The sequence below is a fragment of the Variovorax sp. 278MFTsu5.1 genome, assembly GCF_048305045.1.
GTDB classification, from domain to species: domain Bacteria; phylum Pseudomonadota; class Gammaproteobacteria; order Burkholderiales; family Burkholderiaceae_C; genus Variovorax; species Variovorax guangxiensis.
This window is the reverse complement of record NZ_CP157622.1, coordinates 4,123,155-4,141,461: the sequence shown is the minus strand read 5'-3', so window position 1 is coordinate 4,141,461 and position 18,307 is coordinate 4,123,155. Positions and strand designations below refer to the sequence as shown.

Below are 18,307 nucleotides of genomic sequence, written 5' to 3'. Positions count from 1 at the left end.
CCGTGCTGATGGATGCGCGCACGGCCTACAGCGCGTGCGCGGGCACGCGCTGCATCAGGTAGCCGAGGCAGTCCTGGCGGATGGCGCGCAGGTCGCGGGTGAACATTGCGGCGACGGCCTGGGTCGAGAGACAGACGTCGGCGCCCTTGCGCACCAGCATGCCCGCCATCGCCTCGCCGTCGAGCCGGTAGGCGCGCAGCGGCTCGACGTCGGGGTGCGAGAGCGTGGTGGCGATCACGTGTCCCGGCTCGAGCGCCTGGAAATTGAAGGACTCGATCTCGGGCGGCAGCTGCAGGTCGGCGGCCTCGCCGTCGCAGCTCAGCGTGAGGCCCTCGGCGACCTTGAGCATCGCGAAGGCCTGGAAGATGTCGAGCGCCTTCGCGTCGTCGTGCGCCGTGCTCTCGCCGAAATCATCCGCGAGACAGCGCTCGATCAGCTTCGCAGCCTGCGCCACGCCTTGCGCGTTGCCGATCTCGCCGCACTCGCAGCACACCGTGGGGCATATCGACGTGAAAGCGGCGCCCAGCGACTGCGGCGCCTGGATCAGGACGGCCAGCGGCGAGAACATGCGCGCGAGCCGCAGATGCTCGGCGCCGGTGGCGCTCAGGCAGGAATAGAGCGGGTTGCGCCCCGAGTTGTTGTGCAGGTCGATGGCGAGGAAGACTTCGCGCTCGCGCATGGCGTCCATCACGCGCGCGGCCATGTGCTGGTGCGGCGTGGCCGGCGCGCTGCGCGGCCAGATGCGGTTGTAGTCCGGCTGGTCTTCCAGCCGGCGAATGCCCGCCCGTGCGGCTTCGACGTTGCCCACGAAGATCGAGAGCGCGCGAGGCAGCGGGCGGCCTTCGTATCTTGAGAGCACCGACTGCAGCGCGAGCAATCCCACGTCCTCGTTGCCGTGCAGCAGCACCGAGACGAAGACGGGCCGCGGCTGCAGGCCGGGCAGGTGAATCAACGCCGGGGAGGGCACGACCTCGTGGAGCGTGCGCGCCGAAGCGCTCATGAATCCGGATGGCAGGTGATCGAGCACCAGCGGGAGGCTGGACATTCCGCTCACTTGCGGTCCTCCACCTCGGCGCGGACCTGCTGGGCCAGCGTGAACTCGTCGACGCGCGGCACGATGGTCAGCCCGTTGCGCGCGGCCCAGGTCGACACCTGGTGATAGAGCGGGATGATCGCGTAGTCCTTCTTCAGCGCGAGTGCGGTGGCCTTCTGCAGCAGGGCCTCGCGCTTCGCGTCGTCCACCGTGTTGAGCGCTTCGTTCAGCAGCGCGTCGAACTGCGGATTGCTGTAGCTGCTCCAGTTGGTCGCGCCCATGCCGCGTTCCCTGTCGGGCGTGGCGAGCAGGCCACGAAGGGCCCCGGAGGGCTCGCCGCCGCCCACGCCCCAGCCGAGCAGGCCGAAGCCCAGTTCCTTCTTCGACGCTCGCCCGACGTAGGTCGCCATCGGCGAGACCTGCACCTTGGTCACGATGCCGCCGCGGGTGAGCATCTGGCCGATGGCCTGCGTGACCTGCTTGTCGTTGACATAGCGGTCGTTCGGGCCGAACAGCGTGAGACCGAAGCCCGCCGGATAACCCGCCTCGGCGAGCAGCTTCCGCGCGCCCTGCACATCGACGCTGTCGGGCTTGAGCTCGGGGTTGAAGCCGAACATGCCGTTCGGGGCCAGGTTGCCGGCAGGCACGCCGAGCTGATCGAGCACGCGCTCGGCGAGCACTGCGCGGTCGATCAGCAGGGAGATCGCCTGGCGCACGCGCGCATCCCTCATCGGATTGCGCTCGAGCGGTTTTCCGTCCTTGTCCGTGACGAAGGGCGAGGTCTCGCGATGATCGGTATAGAGGAACATCACGCGGCTCGACACCTTGGTGAAGACGCGCAGGTCCTTGCGCTGGCGGAACTGGGAGACCAGGTTGGCCTGCACGTTCTCGACCACGTCCACGTCGCCCGACAGCAGTGCCGACATGCGCGCCGATTCGGCCGGCAAGGCCCGCAGCGTGACGCCAGACCACATCGGCTTTTCGCCCCAGTACCCGTCGAAGCGCGCGAACTGCACGCCGGTGCCGGGCGTGAACTTCACCAGCCTGAAGGGGCCCGTGCCGGCCTGTACCTTCGCCTGGTTGAAGTCGTCGCTGGTGGCTTTCTCGGCCGCCTTCTTCGAGACGATGAAGATGCGCGTGAGGTCGTTCGGCAGCAGCGGTGCGGGCGTGGCGGTCGTCAGCTGCAGCGTGAGGCGGTCGACGATCTTCTTGCCCGTGATGGAGCGCGTATAGGCGGAGAACGAGCTCGGGCTGTTGACGATGGTCGCGGGTCGCTCGAGAGAAAACACCACGTCCTGCGCGGTGAGCGGGCTGCCGTCGTGGAACTTCACGCCGTCGCGCAGCTTGAACTCCCAGGTGGTGTCGTTGATGGCGCGCCACGAGGTCGCGAGCGCGGGTGTCAGGCGCGCATCGGCGTCGAGCGCGACGAGGGTCTCGTAGGCATGGCTCACCACCGCGCTGATCGCATCGTTGTTGACGAAATGCGGATCGACAGACGAAGGATTGCTGCTCAGGCCGATACGCAGTTCCTGCGCATTGGAAAGGCATGCGAGGCATGCGAGAAGCGCACCGCACAGCAGTGCGCGCCAGTGACGCAGGATCGGTCTCATGGGTTCTGTCTCCGTTGGAATTCAGGTTGTCGCAACGGATGGGGATTCATAGAATCCAGCCCGCCATCGACACACATTCATGCGCTCGAATCGTTGGATCCGTGGGCGCAAATCGATGCCGGGACATTAGCAAGCGGCGGCTTTCCCGCCATGTAGATTCTTAGCTTCCATGGAACTTCTTGCATCTTCCTATTGGCGCGACAGAGAGTTGGCAGGCCTGCAGTTCACCGCCAACCGATTCGTTCAGCGAGAGATCCGGGCGCACCGGCATGGGGGCTACACGCTGTCGGTTTCCGACACCGAGTTGCATGTGAGAACCAGCGCCGGCGTCACTGTGGTGCCCCCTGGTGCACTGTTGCGCATCGGTCCGCAGGTCTGGCACTCGATCAAGGCGCGAAGCACGCCGTGGCGAGAGGACGCGATGTATTGCAGCGTGGCGGTTGCGCGCTGCGTGAATCCGGTGCCCGAGGCGGACGACGGCATGCCCGGCGCCGAGCCCGCACCGGTCTCGGTGTTCGCGTGCGAGCCCTGGGGGCGCGAGTTCTCGCAATGCCACAGGCTGCTGCACGAGATCGCGGACACCGGTCGCGAGGACGCGGGCATCGCGGCGCGCGCACTGGTGCGTCGCCTGCTCGCGCAGTGGATACCGTTGCAAGCCGGCAGGACGACCGAGTCAGGTGAAGCGGACGATCGTCTGCGCCGCTCCTACGGCCTGATCGCCACCGGCTTCCAGCAACGCCTGACGCTCGACGACCTCGCCGAGGCGGTCAACTGGCATCCGATCCATCTGCACCGCCGCTTCAAGGACACGTGGGGCTTCACGCCGCACGAACTGCTGGTGGGTCACCGCATCGAATACGCGCGCGACCTCATGGCCGGCGGCGCTCGCGTGACCTATGCGGCGCACGCGGCCGGCTTCAGCGACCAGAGCCACCTGCACAAGACCTTCATGAGCACCTACGCCGTGGCGCCGAGCGAGTACCGGCGGCTGTCGGCGCTCGATGCGCTGCAGCCGCCGGCGGCGAGGAACGGCATCGTCGATTGACGCTGCGCGACCCCACGCGGCCCCGCATGGGGCGCGTCCACGTCAGGCGAGCAATACCTCCGCCGCCTTCGTGCGCTGGGAGTGGCCCGGGTCGACGTTGAGGAAGTCCGACAGTGCCGGGTTGACGGGCTGCAGCGGGTCCTGCGCCGTACCCGCGTCGAGCATCGCCTGGAGTTCGACGGCCGTGGGCTGCATCGTGTCGACGATGAAGCGTACGCCACCACGCTGGGGATGTGTCGGCGTCGGCGTCGGCGTTGGCGTCAGCTTGGGCGTCGGGGTCGGTTTCGGGTTCGGTGTCGGATTGGGCGTTGCCGTCGATCTCGGTATCGGCGTCGGAGTGAACGTCAGGGTAGGGGACGGGGTCGGCACCGGCGTGGTCGTCTGCGAAGGCGTGGGCGCCGGCGTGGGTGAAGGAGCCGGTTGGTTCTGCTGCGGCTTCTTGTTCTTCTCGTGCATCGACCATTCCTCGGCCGCCACCCGTGCAGCGACGGCCACGCCCAGCAGCACGAGCGGCGCCGTGCCGCGGCGGATCCAGCCGTGCGAGGTCTCGGTCGGATTCGTCCTGGCCTCTCCGAGCGGGGCGTTGAAGTAGTTGGTCAGGCGCGAGTGATAGACCATCGGTCCCATCTGCCGGTTCGAGCGGTATTCGTCGAGGTAGTCCTTCTGCGTGCCGCGGAAGATGCCTATGTCGCTCGCCACCTTCAGCAACTGCGGTGTCGCGAGATCCCATTGGCCGGCGCGGATGTACATGTAGGCTTGGATGCTGTCGGAGATCGTCAGGCCGATGGTTCCGCTGGAGTCGCCCCACGACGAGAACTGCGCCAGGCGCTGCGTGAAGGTGCGCTTGACCATCGGGCCGCCATCGGGCGCCACGCCGTCGTGCGTGACGGCCTTCGGGTTGCCCAGGCCGATGAGGGCGCGCCTGAACCACGAGTAGCCGTTGGTGGCCTTGTAGACCGGCAGCGGATTGCCGTCCTTGTCGAGCGGCGGCGTGGTGGCCTTGGGTGGTGGCGTCTCGCCGGCCTTGGGTGCCGGCGCCTCGGTCGATCCGCGCTCGCTCATGACATGCCCGCCGCGCGCCTGCGCGATCGACGCATAGCGGTTCGCCACGCTGGCGCCGAGGCCGGTGGCGTTGCCCACGGCATAGTGCAGGCTGCCTTCGTTGCTGATCCACTGGCGCACGCCGTCGAGCGTGGTGATGTCCCAGGTCCACTGGTGGCTCGGCGCATCGAAGAAGGGGTTCAGGTACAGCCTCGTGCCCGCCGAATGGCTCAACCCGAAGCTCAGCACGCGTGCGCCGAACAGCGCGCGGCCCACCGGCGAGTTCGGCGAGGTGAGCTTGCCGGGGCTCTGGTCCAGCACGGCGCGCGAACGTTCGTCCGACGGGTTGGCGCGCAGTGTTTCCGTGGCCATCGCGATGGTCTGGCGGTCGGCCTTCGGAATGCCGCGGAATGCGCCGCGGGCGCCGGTGGTCTGGCGCGCGACGGTGTCGAGCGGAATGCCCTCGAGCGTCTTGAGCGCGGCGTTGACGTCGCCGGCCTTGTTCGCCATGGTCTGCACCGCGTCGCGGTAGCGCGCGCGGTCCGCGCCCGGCACGTTGCGCAGAAGGCGCCCGCGCACGAATCCCGCATGCTGGGTGCCGCGCCCCACTTCCGGCGCGGTCATCAGCAACGCCGCAGCCTGGGTGTCGCGGGGGTTTGCGTTGAAGGCCTTCAGCGCTTGCGCGTAGTCGTTGCGAAGAGCTGGCGGTATCCGGTTCAGCCAGCCGCGCTTGCCGATCACCGGACGAGCGCTGCGCTCGATGGCGCCCTTGTAGAGCGTGTCGAGGGCGGCTGTGCTGTCGGGGTTCCTCGAAAGTATCCTCAGCGCCTTGGCATAGTCGTGGCGGCCCTGGATGCCGCGCCGTGCCGCGTGCCAGCTGTCGAGCTGGCTCTTGAGCTGGAACAGCGAGGCCTCGCGCTTGGCCGGATCGGCGATGTTGGCGATCAGCGTGAAGGTGTCCTGGTCCTTGGGGTTGAGGTACTTCTGCAGCCGGATCTTGCCGCCCTGCTTCAGGCCCGCGATGCTGCCGCGATAGAAGAAGGCTTCGTAGGCGTAGCGAAGGAACACGGCGCGCGCACCGACGTAACCACCGAGCGAAGCGCCGGCAACGCCGAGCGCCGGATTGGTCATGTGCAGGCCCAGTGCCGCGCCGCCGAAGCGGACCGCGCCATAGAAGGCCGCGCCGGTGCCGACCATGTAGCCGACAGACTTGAGGAAGATCTTCCTCTTCTGCGCCGGCGTCATGACCTGATCGTTCTGCTCCATCGTCTTGTGCGGATCGACGAACACCTCGCCGGGCTTCGGTGCATGCGCGGCCTGGCGGTTGCTGATGCTGACCGGATGTATCGCGCCGTCCGGCCGCACGCCGACGATGCCGTCGACCTGCGCCTGGGTGAAGCGTCCGGTGGCCGCGACCTGCGCCATCTCGGTCTTCGGGCCGATCAGCCGGACCACGCCCACCAGGCTGCTGCCTTCGGCGTTGGCATGCGCGGCCGCTGCCGCGCGCGCGGTCTCGAAGCTGGAGTACACGTGCGAGCGGTCGAGCAGCGAGAAGGTCGCGTCGGGCGCGCCCTGGTTGATTGCCGCGCCATCGCTGGCCAGCACGTAGCGCCCGCCGACGTAGTCCGGAGCACCGATGAACGAGGGCGCTTGGCCGCGTGCCCATTGCATGAAGCGCGAGCGCAGCGGAATGTCGCGCGCGGCATGGCCGTCCGGCGATCCGGCGCCTGCGAGGTAGTGCGTCTGCTCGACGTCCTCGGGCGTGGCCGGGGCCTTGCTCGCCTGGAGTTCGCGCATCGTGGCCGGGCCCGCGTAGGCCGGCCGCGGCTTGGTGTAGTCGCTGCCCCCTTCCAGCAGCGCGTCCATGTCCGGCTCGACCATCGCGAGCCCGGTGGATTCGCCGGCCTGGTGGTTGCCCGCCGCTCTGCTCGGTGCGGCGGGCGCGGTGGCGCCGTCGCGCCATGCGGCCGAATGCACGTTCGGAATGCCGATGGGCATCGGCCGTCCGTCCGCGCCGACGTGCACCGAACCCATGATCTCCTCGGGCGTCGCGCGGCCGCGCTTCGTCAGCGGTGCCATGCTCCCGTCGGGATGGATGCGGTACACCCAGGCGCCGCCCTTCTGCTGCGCCGCGGCGGAGGCCTCGGCGAAGGTCCCGAAGGTGTTGTTGCGCTTGGCGCGCACGCCGGTGCCGCCGTACATGGTCTCGCCCGGCGCCATCGGGTGGACGGCGAAGCGCACGTTCGAACCCGCGTCGGGGTCCTCGGTGATGCGGGCCGTCACCGCGGCCTCGTCGGGTGACGGCTGCAACGGGCGCAGTCCCGAGCCGGGCTCGCCGGCGCGCTGGTGGAATGCGACGAGCCTGTCGCCGCGCAGCGCGATCTGCAGCCAGCTGCGCCCGGTGCCCAGCGTGGTCGGTGGCAGGGGAGCGCCGTGCGCGTCCACGCCGGTGGCAGCGGGGTCCCTTGGCTGGCCACCCGTCTTGACGGAGGGCGTGTCGGTGTCGCCGCGGCCGGTGCCGGCGGTGCGCGGCCGCTCGGGCGCGATCGGCCGTGCCGAGCGCGGAGGCTCCGGCATGGCGGATGCGGCATGCGGCGCGGCGGGTTGCGCACCGGCCGGCTCGATCGACAGGCCCGGGCGAAAGCGCGCGTATACCGGCGCACCCTGCAGCGCGATGTCGTCGTAGACGGTGCGCCCGTTCTCGCGGATTCCGACGATGGGCAGCGACTGCAGCGGCCCGGCCTTCAGCGCGCCCCCGTTGTAGGAGCTGCCTTCGTCGCTCAGGGAGACGCGCCGGGTGTAGACGAAGCCCGGCGCGGTCTGGTCGCGGTTGTTCATCACGACCGACTCGGTCGCCGCGTACACGTCGTGGCCCAGCAGCGTGGCCAGGCGCTGCGCCAGCGGTACCGCGCCATCACCGCTCAGGCACGACAGCATCAGCACCGGCTGGCCGTGATAGTTCTCGTGCGCGACGATGGCCCGCGCCAGCCCTTCGGCCGTGAGCGGATTGCCGTCCGCGCCGGTCATGATGCCCTCGAGCCCGTGCCCGTTGACCGCGAAATAGCCTTCGGGAATCGGAACCGCCTCGCTCGCGGGCTTGCCGTCGCCGCTGCGCACGGGGCGCTCGCCCAGCGCGAAGATGTCGAGATCGGGCACGCGGCGGCGGAAGGCGTTGATCCCCATCTCGCTGCGGCCGGGCTGCGTGTTGAGCAGGTCGACGCGCCGGCCATTGGCACTGGTGTAGATCAGCGGCTGGCCCGGCGCATAGCCCTCCGGATAGGCGATGCGCAGGGCGGGCCTGTCCGGATGGGCGGTGACCTGCGTGGCCTTCGCGGGGCCGCCTTGCGTGGTTTCGACTTTCACGGTGGCCATCACGGCCGAGGGCGGGACGCTGCCGTCCGGCGCAATGCTTGCCGCGTGCACGATCGCGATCTCGTCGCCCAGCGCGACGAAGCCCTCAGGCTGCACCGTCGCGAGCGCTTCGTCGAGGGTGGCGTAGTGGGCGGGCAGAACATTGGAGAAGTCGCCGCTGCTTTCGCCTCGTGCATGGTCGCTGGCGCGCTGGGCGGCACTGGGGCTGTCCGTGCCGGCAAGCAAGCCGTCGCGGTGCGCGGCGAAGACGAAGCCGTTGTCGTCAACGGTGCGCGGATAGACGTAGTAGCGCACGCCCTCGGCTTCGCCGCCGGCGGCGAACACGGTGAGCAGCGAATCCGACCAGTTGGTCTTGCCGAGGCGTTCGGTCGCCGGCAGCGGATAGCTCGTGGGTCCGCCGAGTTCGGGGTCCTGCGCCGGTTTGTAGGCGGGGAAGCTGCCCTCATCGCCCTTGGCGGGCGAGGCCGGCGTGGACTTCACGCTCGTCTGATCCTTCGTGCCTGCGTTCTGCTTCTGCTCGATGCGTTGCGCCGAGCGCACGAAAGGTGCATTGGCGAGCGGCACGTCGTCCACGGCGTTCGTAGTCTCGTTCCCGCGCTTGTCTTGCGGACTGCGTGAGCCCGCCGGTGCGCGAGCGGTTCCCGGCGCGTCGGCGCTGTCGCCCGCGCGCCGCACCGAGGCCATGACCGGGTTGAACGAGGCATCAGTCACGATGGACGGCAGCGCCGCCGGGCCGGCCACGTCGGCGGGTAGCGCGCGCGGCGTCGACGGCCACGCGATGCTCAAGCGTGGCGGCTCGCGGAACGGGGTGAGCGCATCGGGTGCCTCTGCGGGCTTCACGGCGCCTGCAGTATCGGCCGCATCGACAGGCTTGGGCGACGCGGACTGCGCCGGCCGCGCGGGCAGGGCCGCATCGGTGGGCGCCGTGTTCGCCGTCTCGTCGGCCACCGTGCCGGCCGGCCGGTTCGAAACCGCCGGCCGCGCCGTGCTCACGGCCGGCGGCTTGATGGCGTTGTGCACGCGCACATAGCCCTTGGCGAAGACCGGCGAGGCAAAGCCTGCGGCGTTGACGCCGAGCATCATGATCTGCTGCTCGCGCTCGGCCGGGGTCATGTGGTCCCAGTTCTTCGCCAGCGAATACGCGCCTTCGCCGGTGGCGTAGACACTGCCGGCGGCAAGCGGCTTGGAGGCCATCGCCGCGGGCTTGCCCCACGCCTGGGCGGTCTGCGCGTAGCGCGCGAAGTCGGCTGCGCGCGCCTGTGCCGTCACGGCATCGCCGGCGGCTTCCGCGGCCGTGGCCGCCTTGGCGGCGCGGCCCGCGCGCAGCGCGGCCATGGTCGCGCGCGTGGAGGCGCCCACCACCGGCACGCTGACCGTCGACAGGCCGAGGTTCAGCCAGTCCATGCGCGCCTGCTCGCTGTTCGCCGGATTGATGCTCTGGCCGTGCGCGCTGAGCTTGTTCAGGTCCTCGACCGAGGTCGCGACGCCGTAGCCGGCCGCGAGCACGGTGAACGCGCCTGCCGCCAGCATCACGCCCGGCGCCGCGAGCGTGCCGAAGGAGCCCACCGTCAGCGCCACGCCGGCCACGAGGCCGACGCCTGCGACCACCAGGTCCAGGTGGGTCTCGCGCCGGAAGGTCTGCCACCCTGTCTCGGTGCGCGCGTCGCCGGCGAAGAGCTTGACGTTGCCGTTGGCGTCCAGCGAGTAGCTGGCGTCCTCGGGCGTGACGAGCTTCACGCCTTCGACCGGCAGGCTGTTGTTGGCGCGGTAGTCGGTGAGGTCCTTGTAGGTCCAGGCCTGCTCGTCGATGAGCTGCGTCTCGCCGGGCTTGTCCTTGCTCTCCACCTTGAAGATCGCCGTCTTGATGATGCCGCCGTCGTCGCTGTCGAGCGCATAGACCACGGGCAGCACGGTCACGCGCGCGTGCTCGCCGCCGACCTCCACCACCTTGTCGACCATCTTCGAGAGCAGGTCCTTCTGCGCGTCGCCGAGCTTGCCGAAGAGGCGCTCGTTCTGGCGGATGCGGTCGCTGTCGGCCTGGGTCGCGGCATCGAGCGAGCGGCTGGGGTTCCAGCCGAGCGCCAGGCCGATCTCGTTCTCGAGCTGCGTGCGGCTCTTCATCTCGATCGGGCCGCCGCCGTACTGCACGAACTGGTCGTTCATGATGGCCTGCGCCATGACCTGCGGGTTCTGCTCGAAGAGCCGGTAGAGTGCGCGCTTGTCCTCGCGCTGGTTGAACGGCAGGTTCTGGATGGTGAATTCCTGCTGCTGTGCGTAGGCGTTGTCGCGTGCGCCGGCTGCCTGGTAGCGCACGGCCGCGTCCGACTGGGCCTGCGTTGCCTGCAGCTTCTTCCAGGTGTCGCTGCCGGTCTCGGCCAGGCCGGGGTTGGCGCTCTTCCATTTCTCGTGCGCCGACTTTGCCGCGGCGAGATCGCGCGCCGCGGTGTCGGTGTGGAACTTGTTGACCGAGCTGAGCCAGTCCTTGCGCGCGGCGTCGGCCTTGTCGCGCGCATCGTCGGCGGTCTGCTGCGGGGAGGTGGCGTAGCACATCTGCGCGCGGCCCGCGCGCTTGTCGGCTTCGATGCGCTGGCGCGCGTGGTTGGCCTCCTGCCAGGCGATCGCGGCATCGACCGCGAGCTGCTCGTTCTGGGCGATGGTGACGCGCGCCTTGGCGTCGTCGAGGTCGTTGCCCAGCGCGGTGCGGTCGCCGGAGCCTGCGTCGTAGTCGGCCTGTGCCTTGTCGCGCGCCTTGATCGCATCCGTGAGGTTCTGGTCCACCGTCTTCTTGCGCGGCGCGAGGTCGTCGCCGAAGTTCAGCGTGGGCGCGGGCTTGCCGTCGGGCCCGGGCGCCGGCTGCGCGCCGGGCTGCGGCGGCGCATCGGCCGCGGCCTGCGCCAGGCGCTTCTCGACGTCGGCGCGCGCACCGCGCGCTTTGGCCAGGTCGCCGTCGCCGAACTCGGAAGTCTTCCACCGCGCGGCCGTGGCGGGGTTCATCTTGTAGGTGCCGGCACGCACCGAGAAGTCGACCATCTTGCCCTGGTCGGACTGCTGCCACCCGAAGACCTTCGAATCCTTCTTGATCGTGACGTTGTAGCCGCCGTTGCAGTCCGCGTGCACCTCGATGTCGTCGGGCGAGAGGCCACGCGGCAGGCCCTCGGCGCTGACCTTGCCGTCCTCGCCGCGCTTGATGTTCCAGGTCGGGTCGTAGTTCTTCGGGTAGACGTCGCCGGTGGTCGACTTGTCGCCGTCCATGAACATCGTCAGCTGCGGCTTGGCGAAGGTCGTGCGATCGTACTGGTAACGCGCGGCATACCAGGCGCGCTCGGCGTCGATCAGGCCGAGCTGGGTCTCGATGTCGCGCTTGGAGAGGTCCAGCGCGTCGAGTTCGTCGAGCGCCTTCTGCTGCTCGGCCTCGGTGGCCTTGCTGCCGGGCGCGGTGAGCGTCGTCACCTCCGCGGCCTTCTTGTCGTAGGCCTCCTTCGCCGCGGGCAGCTGCGCCTCGCGCATCTTCTTCTCGTCGTCGGCTGAGATCTTCGGCTTCGCGGCGTCGGCCAGGCGCTGGGCCTCGCGCGCGGCCACGCGCAGATCGTCGAGCTTGCCTGCGTCCACGGTCTTGCCCGCGGCCTGGTCGCGCTCGGCCGCGCGCAGCTCCTGCATGGCCTTCAGTGCCTTGGCGTCGGCCTGCGCGGCACGCTGCTGTTCGAGCGCCCGGCCCAGGTCCTCGGGCTTGGCTTTGGCTACGGCGTTGTCGGCGTCGGTGAGCCCCTGGTTGATCTTGTCCGCGCGATCGAGATAGCCGGCCTCGTCGAGCTTGGCGCGGCTGCCGTCGGCGCCGCCGAAGAGATCCTCCTTGACTGAGTTCAGCGCGGTCGCGGTCTGGTCGCTGCGGGCCTTGGCGGCATCGTGCTTCTCGTTCGCGGCGTACAGCGCGGCGGTCAACGGATCGAGCTCGGTCTTCTTGTCGCCGTCGACGTAGAAGTACTTGCCCTCGATGTTCTGGACCTTCTTGCCTTCCTCGCTGCCGGGCTTGGCCCAGAACGCGGGATCGTAGCCATCGGGGTCGATGTTGCGCGTCGTGGTCTTGTCGCCGTCGTGCTCGGTCACCGTGACGCGGGCAGGGCGCTGCAGCGAAGCCGTATTCCATGCGCTCTCGGCGTCGGTCTTGGCGTTCTCCGCGTCGCTGGCGCCGAGCTTGGCGTCGAGGTCGTCGCGCAGCGCGTGCATGTAGCGCTGGCCCTGCTGCGCGTCGCGCAGTGCGGCGTCGGCCTTCTGGATCTCCTTGGCATCGCCGCCGGCCACCGCCTGGTCGTACTTGAAGCTCAGCTCCTTGACCTCGGCGTCGGCAACGCGCGCGTTGTAGTCGGCATCGACCGTACCGAGGGTGTTCGTCTTCGGGTTCTGCGGGTCCGTCGGATCCGTGGTGCCGAAGGCTTTCTCGGCGCTCTGGAGTTCGGACTTGGCGCGGTTGGCCACGGCGCGCAGCCGCTCGGCTTCGCCCTTGGCGTTCTGCTGCGCGGTGATGATCGTGTCGTTGCCGCCGCCGCCGGTGCCGAAACTGGCGGCGTATTTCTCGGCCTTGGTCGCGGCCGCATCGGTGTCCTGCGCGTGGCTGCGCGCATCGGCCACGCGCGCCTTGCCCGCCTGGGCGGCGTCGTATTGCTCGCCGCGCAGCTGGCGCACCTCGGGCGAGTCGGCGCGCACGCCGTCGCGCGCCTTGTCGATGTACTTGCCGATGCTCTTCGGGTCGAACACGCCGCCCTTGTCGAGCGCGTCATGGGCGTCGGCCGCAACCTTGTCGATGGCGTCGTTCGGGTCCTTGCCTTCGGCGATCGCCTTGAGGCTGGCCTTGCGCATGTCCTGCTCGGCGGCCTGCAGCCAGTTCGTCATGGCGGTGTCGACAACGGCCTTCTGTTCCTTGCTGCCGTCGCCGCCGTTCGCCTGCGCCTTGAACACCGGCCTGGCGGCGGTCTGTGCCTTCTCGAGCAGGTCCTGCGTGCCCGGGCTGGTCGCGGGGGGCTGGCCCTTTGGCTGGTTGGCTGGCGGCTCGAAGATGGCGTTCATCTTCTGCGCCGCGTCGACTTCGCCCTGCGCGGCGCGCGTGGCTTCCGAAGGGTTGTTGTCCGCACGGCGCTGCCGGATGTCGTCGAGCTTGGCATCGGCGAGCGTCGACTGCTTCTCCTTGAGGTTGCTTGCCGCTTCCTGCTTCAGGGCATCGCGCTCGGCCGCGTCGCTGGCACCGCGCGCCTTGGTGGCCTCCTGCTGGTCGGCTTCGGCCTTGCTCTTCTCGGCCTTGGCCTCGGCGGCTTCCGCGGCCTTGCGCGCTTCTTCCGCCTTGCGGCGCGCGGCTTCGGCCTGCTTGCGCGCTTCCTCGGCTTGCCGCCGTGCCTCCTCGGCCGCGCGCTTCGCCGCGGCTTCCGCCTGGCGCCGCAACTCTTCGGCAGCCCTGGCGGCCGCCAATGCCTCCATCGCTGCCTGTGCGGCGGATTGCGTTCCCGACCCATCGCTGCTGACTGCTAGAACCATAGGACCCCGGATGAAGTTGCAGATTGAAAGAAGGGCTCGCGGCACAACCCGGCCGGCTCCGATGCCGCGCGAACTCTAAGTGGCGCCCCGTGCGTGGGCAACAACGAGTTCTCGTAGACGGGAGTGCTCGTGCAGCGAATCCGAAGCAGCTTCTCCTGCATGCAGCAACCGAAGAGGCATGCGTGGAGGAAGGTCATCTGTACGACAGCACGAGCCCGTGCACCAGCCTCGTCCAGCCATCGAGCATCACGAACAGCAGCAGCTTGAACGGCAGCGAGATGGTGGTGGGCGAGATCATCGACATGCCCAGCGCCAGCAGCACCGTGGCGACGATCAGGTCGACCACCACGAACACCAGGTAGATGATGAAGCCGATCTGGAAGGCGCGCGTGAGCTCGCTGAGCGTGAAGCTGGGCACCAGCACCATGAAGTCGTCGTCCTTCAGTTGTTCCGCGCGCGCCTTCGGCCAGATGTTGGCCGCCGACTTCAGGAAGAATTGCCGCTCGCGCTCGTGCGTGTGCTTCTGCAGGAACTCCTTCACCGGCGCCTTGGCCGCGTCGATGACGGCCATGATGTCGCCGAGCCCTTCGCCCTTGGCGCCGAAGCTGCGGCCGCGCAGGGCATCGCCGATGTCCATGCCCACCGGCGCCATGATGTAGACCGACAGGATGATCGCGATGCCGTTGAGCACCATGTTGGGCGGTGTCTGCTGCAGGCCCAGGGCAGTGCGAAGCAGGCCGAACACGATGACCAGCTTGGTGTAGCTCGTCACCATCAGTGCCACGAACGGCGCGATGCCGAAGGCGACGATCAGCGCGACCAGGATGAGGGGTTCGGGAAGTCCGCCTTGCATGGGTATGGACCGGATGAGGGGCGGCCCCTCAGACTTCGCCGGGCGCGAACTCCGACACGCGCACGCCCAGCCGGTCGCCCACCGCGACGAGATAGCCCTTGCCCAGCACGTTGCCGTGCGCAAGGATGCGAACGGGGCTGCGGTTGAGCGGCTGGCCCAGGTCGAAGACATGGCCGGCGCGGATGCTTCTGAGTTCGCCGAGCGACACGGACAGGTCGCCCACCTCGAAGCGCAGCGTGACCTCCAGCGCGTCGAGCCGGTCGATCGGCAGGTTGGCGTTGTCCGCGGTATCGGCCGCGAGGGCGGGAATGTCTGGCTTCATGGCACTGTTTCTCGATTGCTGAACGGTGATGCGCGAGCCTTCGGCGAAGGCGGAAAGATGCCGCCCGGCGGAACCTCCCAGCTCCGCTGTGACCACGATGGCGGCACCCGAGGAACTCCACTGCTCGATGCCGACGATGTCGCCGGGCCGGATGCTTCCGACCTCGCGCAGGCGGATCGGCGTGCTGCCGAGGCGAAAGCTCACGGGCAGGCGCAGCGCGTCGAAGGCGTCGGCTGCGTAGGCGTTGTGATGCGCGCCGGTGGCCGTCGGCACCAGCGTGTCGAGCGTGGTCGCGTCCTCGAACTGCACGTAGCCGCGCAGCACGGTGCTGCCTTCCAGGGGCATGGCGACGAAGAAGGCCGCGTGCCCGGGATCGCCCTGCGAAGGCAGCGCCCGATGGCTGTGTTCGTGCATGTCGCGCGTTTCCGCTTCCGAAGGCTGCCACTCGAAATGCAGGCGCAGCGCTTTCTCGAGCGCGTCGATCAGCGGATGAAGCGCATCGGCGAGCAGGATGTAGCGCAGGTCGCGCGGCAGCAGGTCGATGCGGCGTTCTGCCAGCAGTGCCTGCAGGCTCGGTGCGTCCATTGCGAGATGGCCGACGTGCGAGCCCAGCCTGAAGCGGAAGCTCTCGCGCGCGGTGAGGGCGAAGGCCGTGTCGTGGTGCCAGCGGATGCGGTAGCGGGCACCGCGTGCGGCCGCGATGTCCGGCAACGGCGACGCGCCGTACAGACGGTTCAGCGCGCGCACATTGGCGGCGTCGGCGCGCGGCAATGCGCGGGCTTCGCCGAGTTCCGTGATGGCGTCAGGCATGGACGCCTTCGTTCGATGCGCCGATGCGGGCGGCTCTGTTCTTCTTCACCTTCTTCACGCCTTGAAGCAATGCGATTCGGTTCGCATCGGGACCGGCAGCTTAGCCAGAGGTGTTGCGCGGAGGTAGTCCGCAAACACGTAGTGCCGCGCGCGCCACACACGGCGGCGATCTACGAAAACTCGTGGTTGCCGCGAATGGAGGGCGGCGCATAGAGTCCGTCGCGACGCGACATTCCTCGCGACCGACGACGAAGCGAAGCGATGCGACAGGCACCGCCCGGTACTTCGGGACACCCGCAAGACAAAGACACCATGGCGAGTTCTCCGCGATCCTTTGCCGCCTACCGCGGCGGCGTGCGCGACCTTCTGGGCAGCGCCGGCCGCTACAACGATCTGCTGCTGGCGGGCCTGCTGGTGGTGATCGTCGCGCTCTTCGTGCTGCCGCTGCCGACGCCGCTGCTCGACCTGCTGATCGCGAGCAACCTCGCCATCAGCCTGGTGCTGCTGATCGTGGCGATGTACGTGCCATCGGCGCTGTCGCTGTCGACCTTTCCGTCGCTGCTGCTGTTCACGACGCTGTTTCGCCTTGCGCTCAACATCGCATCGACCAAGCTGATCCTCCTGCACGCGAATGCGGGCCACATCATCGACACCTTCGGCAAGCTGATCGTCGGCAACAACGTGGTGGTCGGCGGCGTGGTGTTCCTGATCATCGCGATCGTGCAGTTCATCGTGATCGCGAAAGGCTCCGAGCGGGTGGCCGAGGTGGCGGCGCGGTTCGCGCTGGATGCGATGCCCGGCAAGCAGATGAGCATCGACGCCGACGTGCGAGCGGGCGTGCTGTCGTCCGCACAGGCGCAGAAGCGTCGCCACATGCTGGAGCAGGAATGCCAGCTCCACGGCGCGATGGATGGCGCGATGAAGTTCGTCAAGGGAGACGCCATCGCGAGCATCGTGATCGCGCTGGTCAACATCCTCGCGGGCATCGCCATCGGCACGATGATGCACGAGATGAGCCTGGGCGGCGCGTTGCAGCGCTACGCGATCCTCACGGTGGGCGACGGCATGGTCTCGCAGATTCCGTCGCTGCTGGTGTCGATCGCGGCGGGCATCGTCATCACGCGCGTGAGCACCGGCGAGCGCCGCGACACGCAGCTGGCGAGCCAGATCGGGCAGCAGCTCATGGCGCATCCGCGCGCGCTGATCATCGCGGGCCTCGCGGTCGCGAGCTTCCTGGTCGTGCCGGGCTTTCCGAAGTGGGTGTTCGGCCTGCTGGCGGCGGCGCTGTTGGGCCTGGGCTTCGCGGTGCGCATGCGGCGCCGCAAGAACCAGACGCCGGGTTGGATCTCGCACCGCGAGGGCGACGCCCTGGAGGACGCCGACGGCGACCATGCCATCGCGGCGCCACTGGCGGTGCGGCTGTCCAGCGGCCTGCGCGGCGGCGTCGACCGCCACGCGCTCGACCTGCAGCTGGCCAGGGTCAAGACCGCGGTCGAATCCGATCTCGGCCCGGTGTTCCCGCGCCTGCAGCTCGCCTACGCGGACGGCCTGGCCCAACACGCCTACCAGGTGCTGGTGCACGACGTCGCGGTGTCGCAGGGCACGCTCAGGCCGGGGTGGCGCATGCTCGATCCGGCCGAGGCTGCGGCGCCGCCGGCGGGCGCAGAGGTGGCCGAGCCCTTCGGCCCCTTCGCCCGGGTCGTCTGGGTGCAGGGCGAAGCAGCCGGCTCCACGAGCTGGGACAACGAGGAGGTGGTGGGCCTGCACCTGGACCACGCCGTGCGCCGCAATGTGCGCGAGCTCATCGGCCTGCAGGAAGTACAGCGCCTGCTGCATTCGGTGCAGCGCGACGCGCCGGAGCTCGCGGCCGAGGTGACGCGGGTGGCGTCGAGCCAGCGCATCGCCGAGGTGTTGCGCCGGCTGCTGCAGGAGGGCATTCCGATTCGCAACCTGCACGCGATATTCGAGTGCCTCGCGACATGGGCGCCGAAGGAGCAGGACGCGATAGCGCTGACCGAACTGGTGCGCATCGATCTCGGCCGCTACATCACCAGCCGCTATGTGGGCCCGAACCGCCAGCTCGAGGCCATCCTGTTCGAGTCCAGCCTGCTGGAACGCGTGCAGAACGCCATCGAGCGTTCGCCGCGCGGCAACCTGCTGCTGCTGAGCCCGGCCGTCACGCAGGACATCCGCGAGCAGGTGCGCCGCATCCTCGGATCGGCCGCGACCCGCGTGGTGGCCATCGCCTCGTCGGACGTGCGCCGCTACATCAAGACGCTGATCGAGCCGGTGGCGCCGCTGCTGCCGGTGCTGTCCTACCAGGAAGTCGACGAAGACGTGGCCCTGCAGCCGGTGGGCTGGGTCACCAACCCCCAGGCCCATTGATGAACATCCCGTTGCCTCCGAAGGCGCACCGCGAAAACAACGCCATGACTCCGCAGAACATCCTGGACATCACGCGCGAAGGCCTGCTCCTCGTGCTGTGGATCTCGCTGCCGGTGGTGGCGGTGGCAACGGTCACTGCCCTGGTGGTGGCCGTGCTGCAGGCCGTAACGCAGGTGCAGGACCAGAGCATCGGCCAGTCGATCCGGCTGATCGCGGTAATGGTCGCGATCATCGCCACCGCGGGCTGGATGGGGCGCGACGTGATGCGCTTCGCGGAGCGTGCCATCCAGGCACTGAGTTCCCTGCCGTGAAG

8 protein-coding genes are annotated in these 18,307 nt (G+C 69.0%); 3 read left to right on the top strand and 5 right to left on the bottom strand.

Annotation, left to right across the window (positions count from 1 at the left end; genetic code table 11):
- Positions 1–25 precede the first annotated feature (25 nt).
- Together ABL844_RS19245 and ABL844_RS19240 are read right to left on the bottom strand one after the other, a co-directional pair.
- Positions 26–1,054 (bottom strand): M14 family metallopeptidase, encoded by a 1,029-nt coding sequence (locus ABL844_RS19245; protein ID WP_418128535.1) that lies wholly within the window; start codon positions 1,052–1,054, stop codon positions 26–28.
- A complete protein-coding gene (locus ABL844_RS19240; protein WP_369661861.1) occupies positions 1,051–2,643 on the bottom strand; it encodes an ABC transporter substrate-binding protein in 1,593 nt (530 codons plus the stop codon). The genes ABL844_RS19245 and ABL844_RS19240 overlap by 4 nt, the downstream gene beginning before the upstream one ends.
- Before the next feature lie 310 nt (positions 2,644–2,953).
- Here ABL844_RS19240 and ABL844_RS19235 point away from each other — a divergent pair, with 310 nt between their 5' ends.
- On the top strand, positions 2,954–3,688 hold the full coding sequence (locus tag ABL844_RS19235; RefSeq protein WP_418128533.1) for a helix-turn-helix transcriptional regulator: 735 nt from the start codon (positions 2,954–2,956) through the stop codon (positions 3,686–3,688).
- Between the two features lie 42 nt (positions 3,689–3,730).
- Here ABL844_RS19235 and ABL844_RS19230 read toward each other — a convergent pair whose 3' ends face one another.
- The 3 genes from ABL844_RS19230 to sctQ form a co-directional block, all read right to left on the bottom strand.
- Positions 3,731–13,567: a DUF4781 domain-containing protein gene (locus ABL844_RS19230; RefSeq protein WP_418128532.1), complete on the bottom strand. Its 9,837-nt coding sequence runs from the start codon at positions 13,565–13,567 to the stop codon at positions 3,731–3,733.
- Positions 13,568–13,817: 250 nt separating this feature from the next.
- On the bottom strand, positions 13,818–14,477 hold the full coding sequence (gene sctR, locus ABL844_RS19225) for a type III secretion system export apparatus subunit SctR (protein ID WP_184637146.1): 660 nt from the start codon (positions 14,475–14,477) through the stop codon (positions 13,818–13,820).
- A gap of 28 nt (positions 14,478–14,505) precedes the next feature.
- Complete coding sequence (gene sctQ, locus ABL844_RS19220; protein ID WP_418128531.1) at positions 14,506–15,609, bottom strand: type III secretion system cytoplasmic ring protein SctQ; 1,104 nt, start codon at positions 15,607–15,609, stop codon at positions 14,506–14,508.
- 312 nt (positions 15,610–15,921) lie between these two features.
- Here sctQ and sctV point away from each other — a divergent pair, with 312 nt between their 5' ends.
- Both sctV and sctS read left to right on the top strand, forming a co-directional pair.
- Positions 15,922–17,994: a type III secretion system export apparatus subunit SctV gene (sctV, locus tag ABL844_RS19215; protein ID WP_418128530.1), complete on the top strand. Its 2,073-nt coding sequence runs from the start codon at positions 15,922–15,924 to the stop codon at positions 17,992–17,994.
- Positions 17,995–18,038: 44 nt separating this feature from the next.
- On the top strand, positions 18,039–18,305 hold the full coding sequence (gene sctS, locus ABL844_RS19210; protein WP_126022057.1) for a type III secretion system export apparatus subunit SctS: 267 nt from the start codon (positions 18,039–18,041) through the stop codon (positions 18,303–18,305).
- Positions 18,306–18,307: the final 2 nt, after the last annotated feature.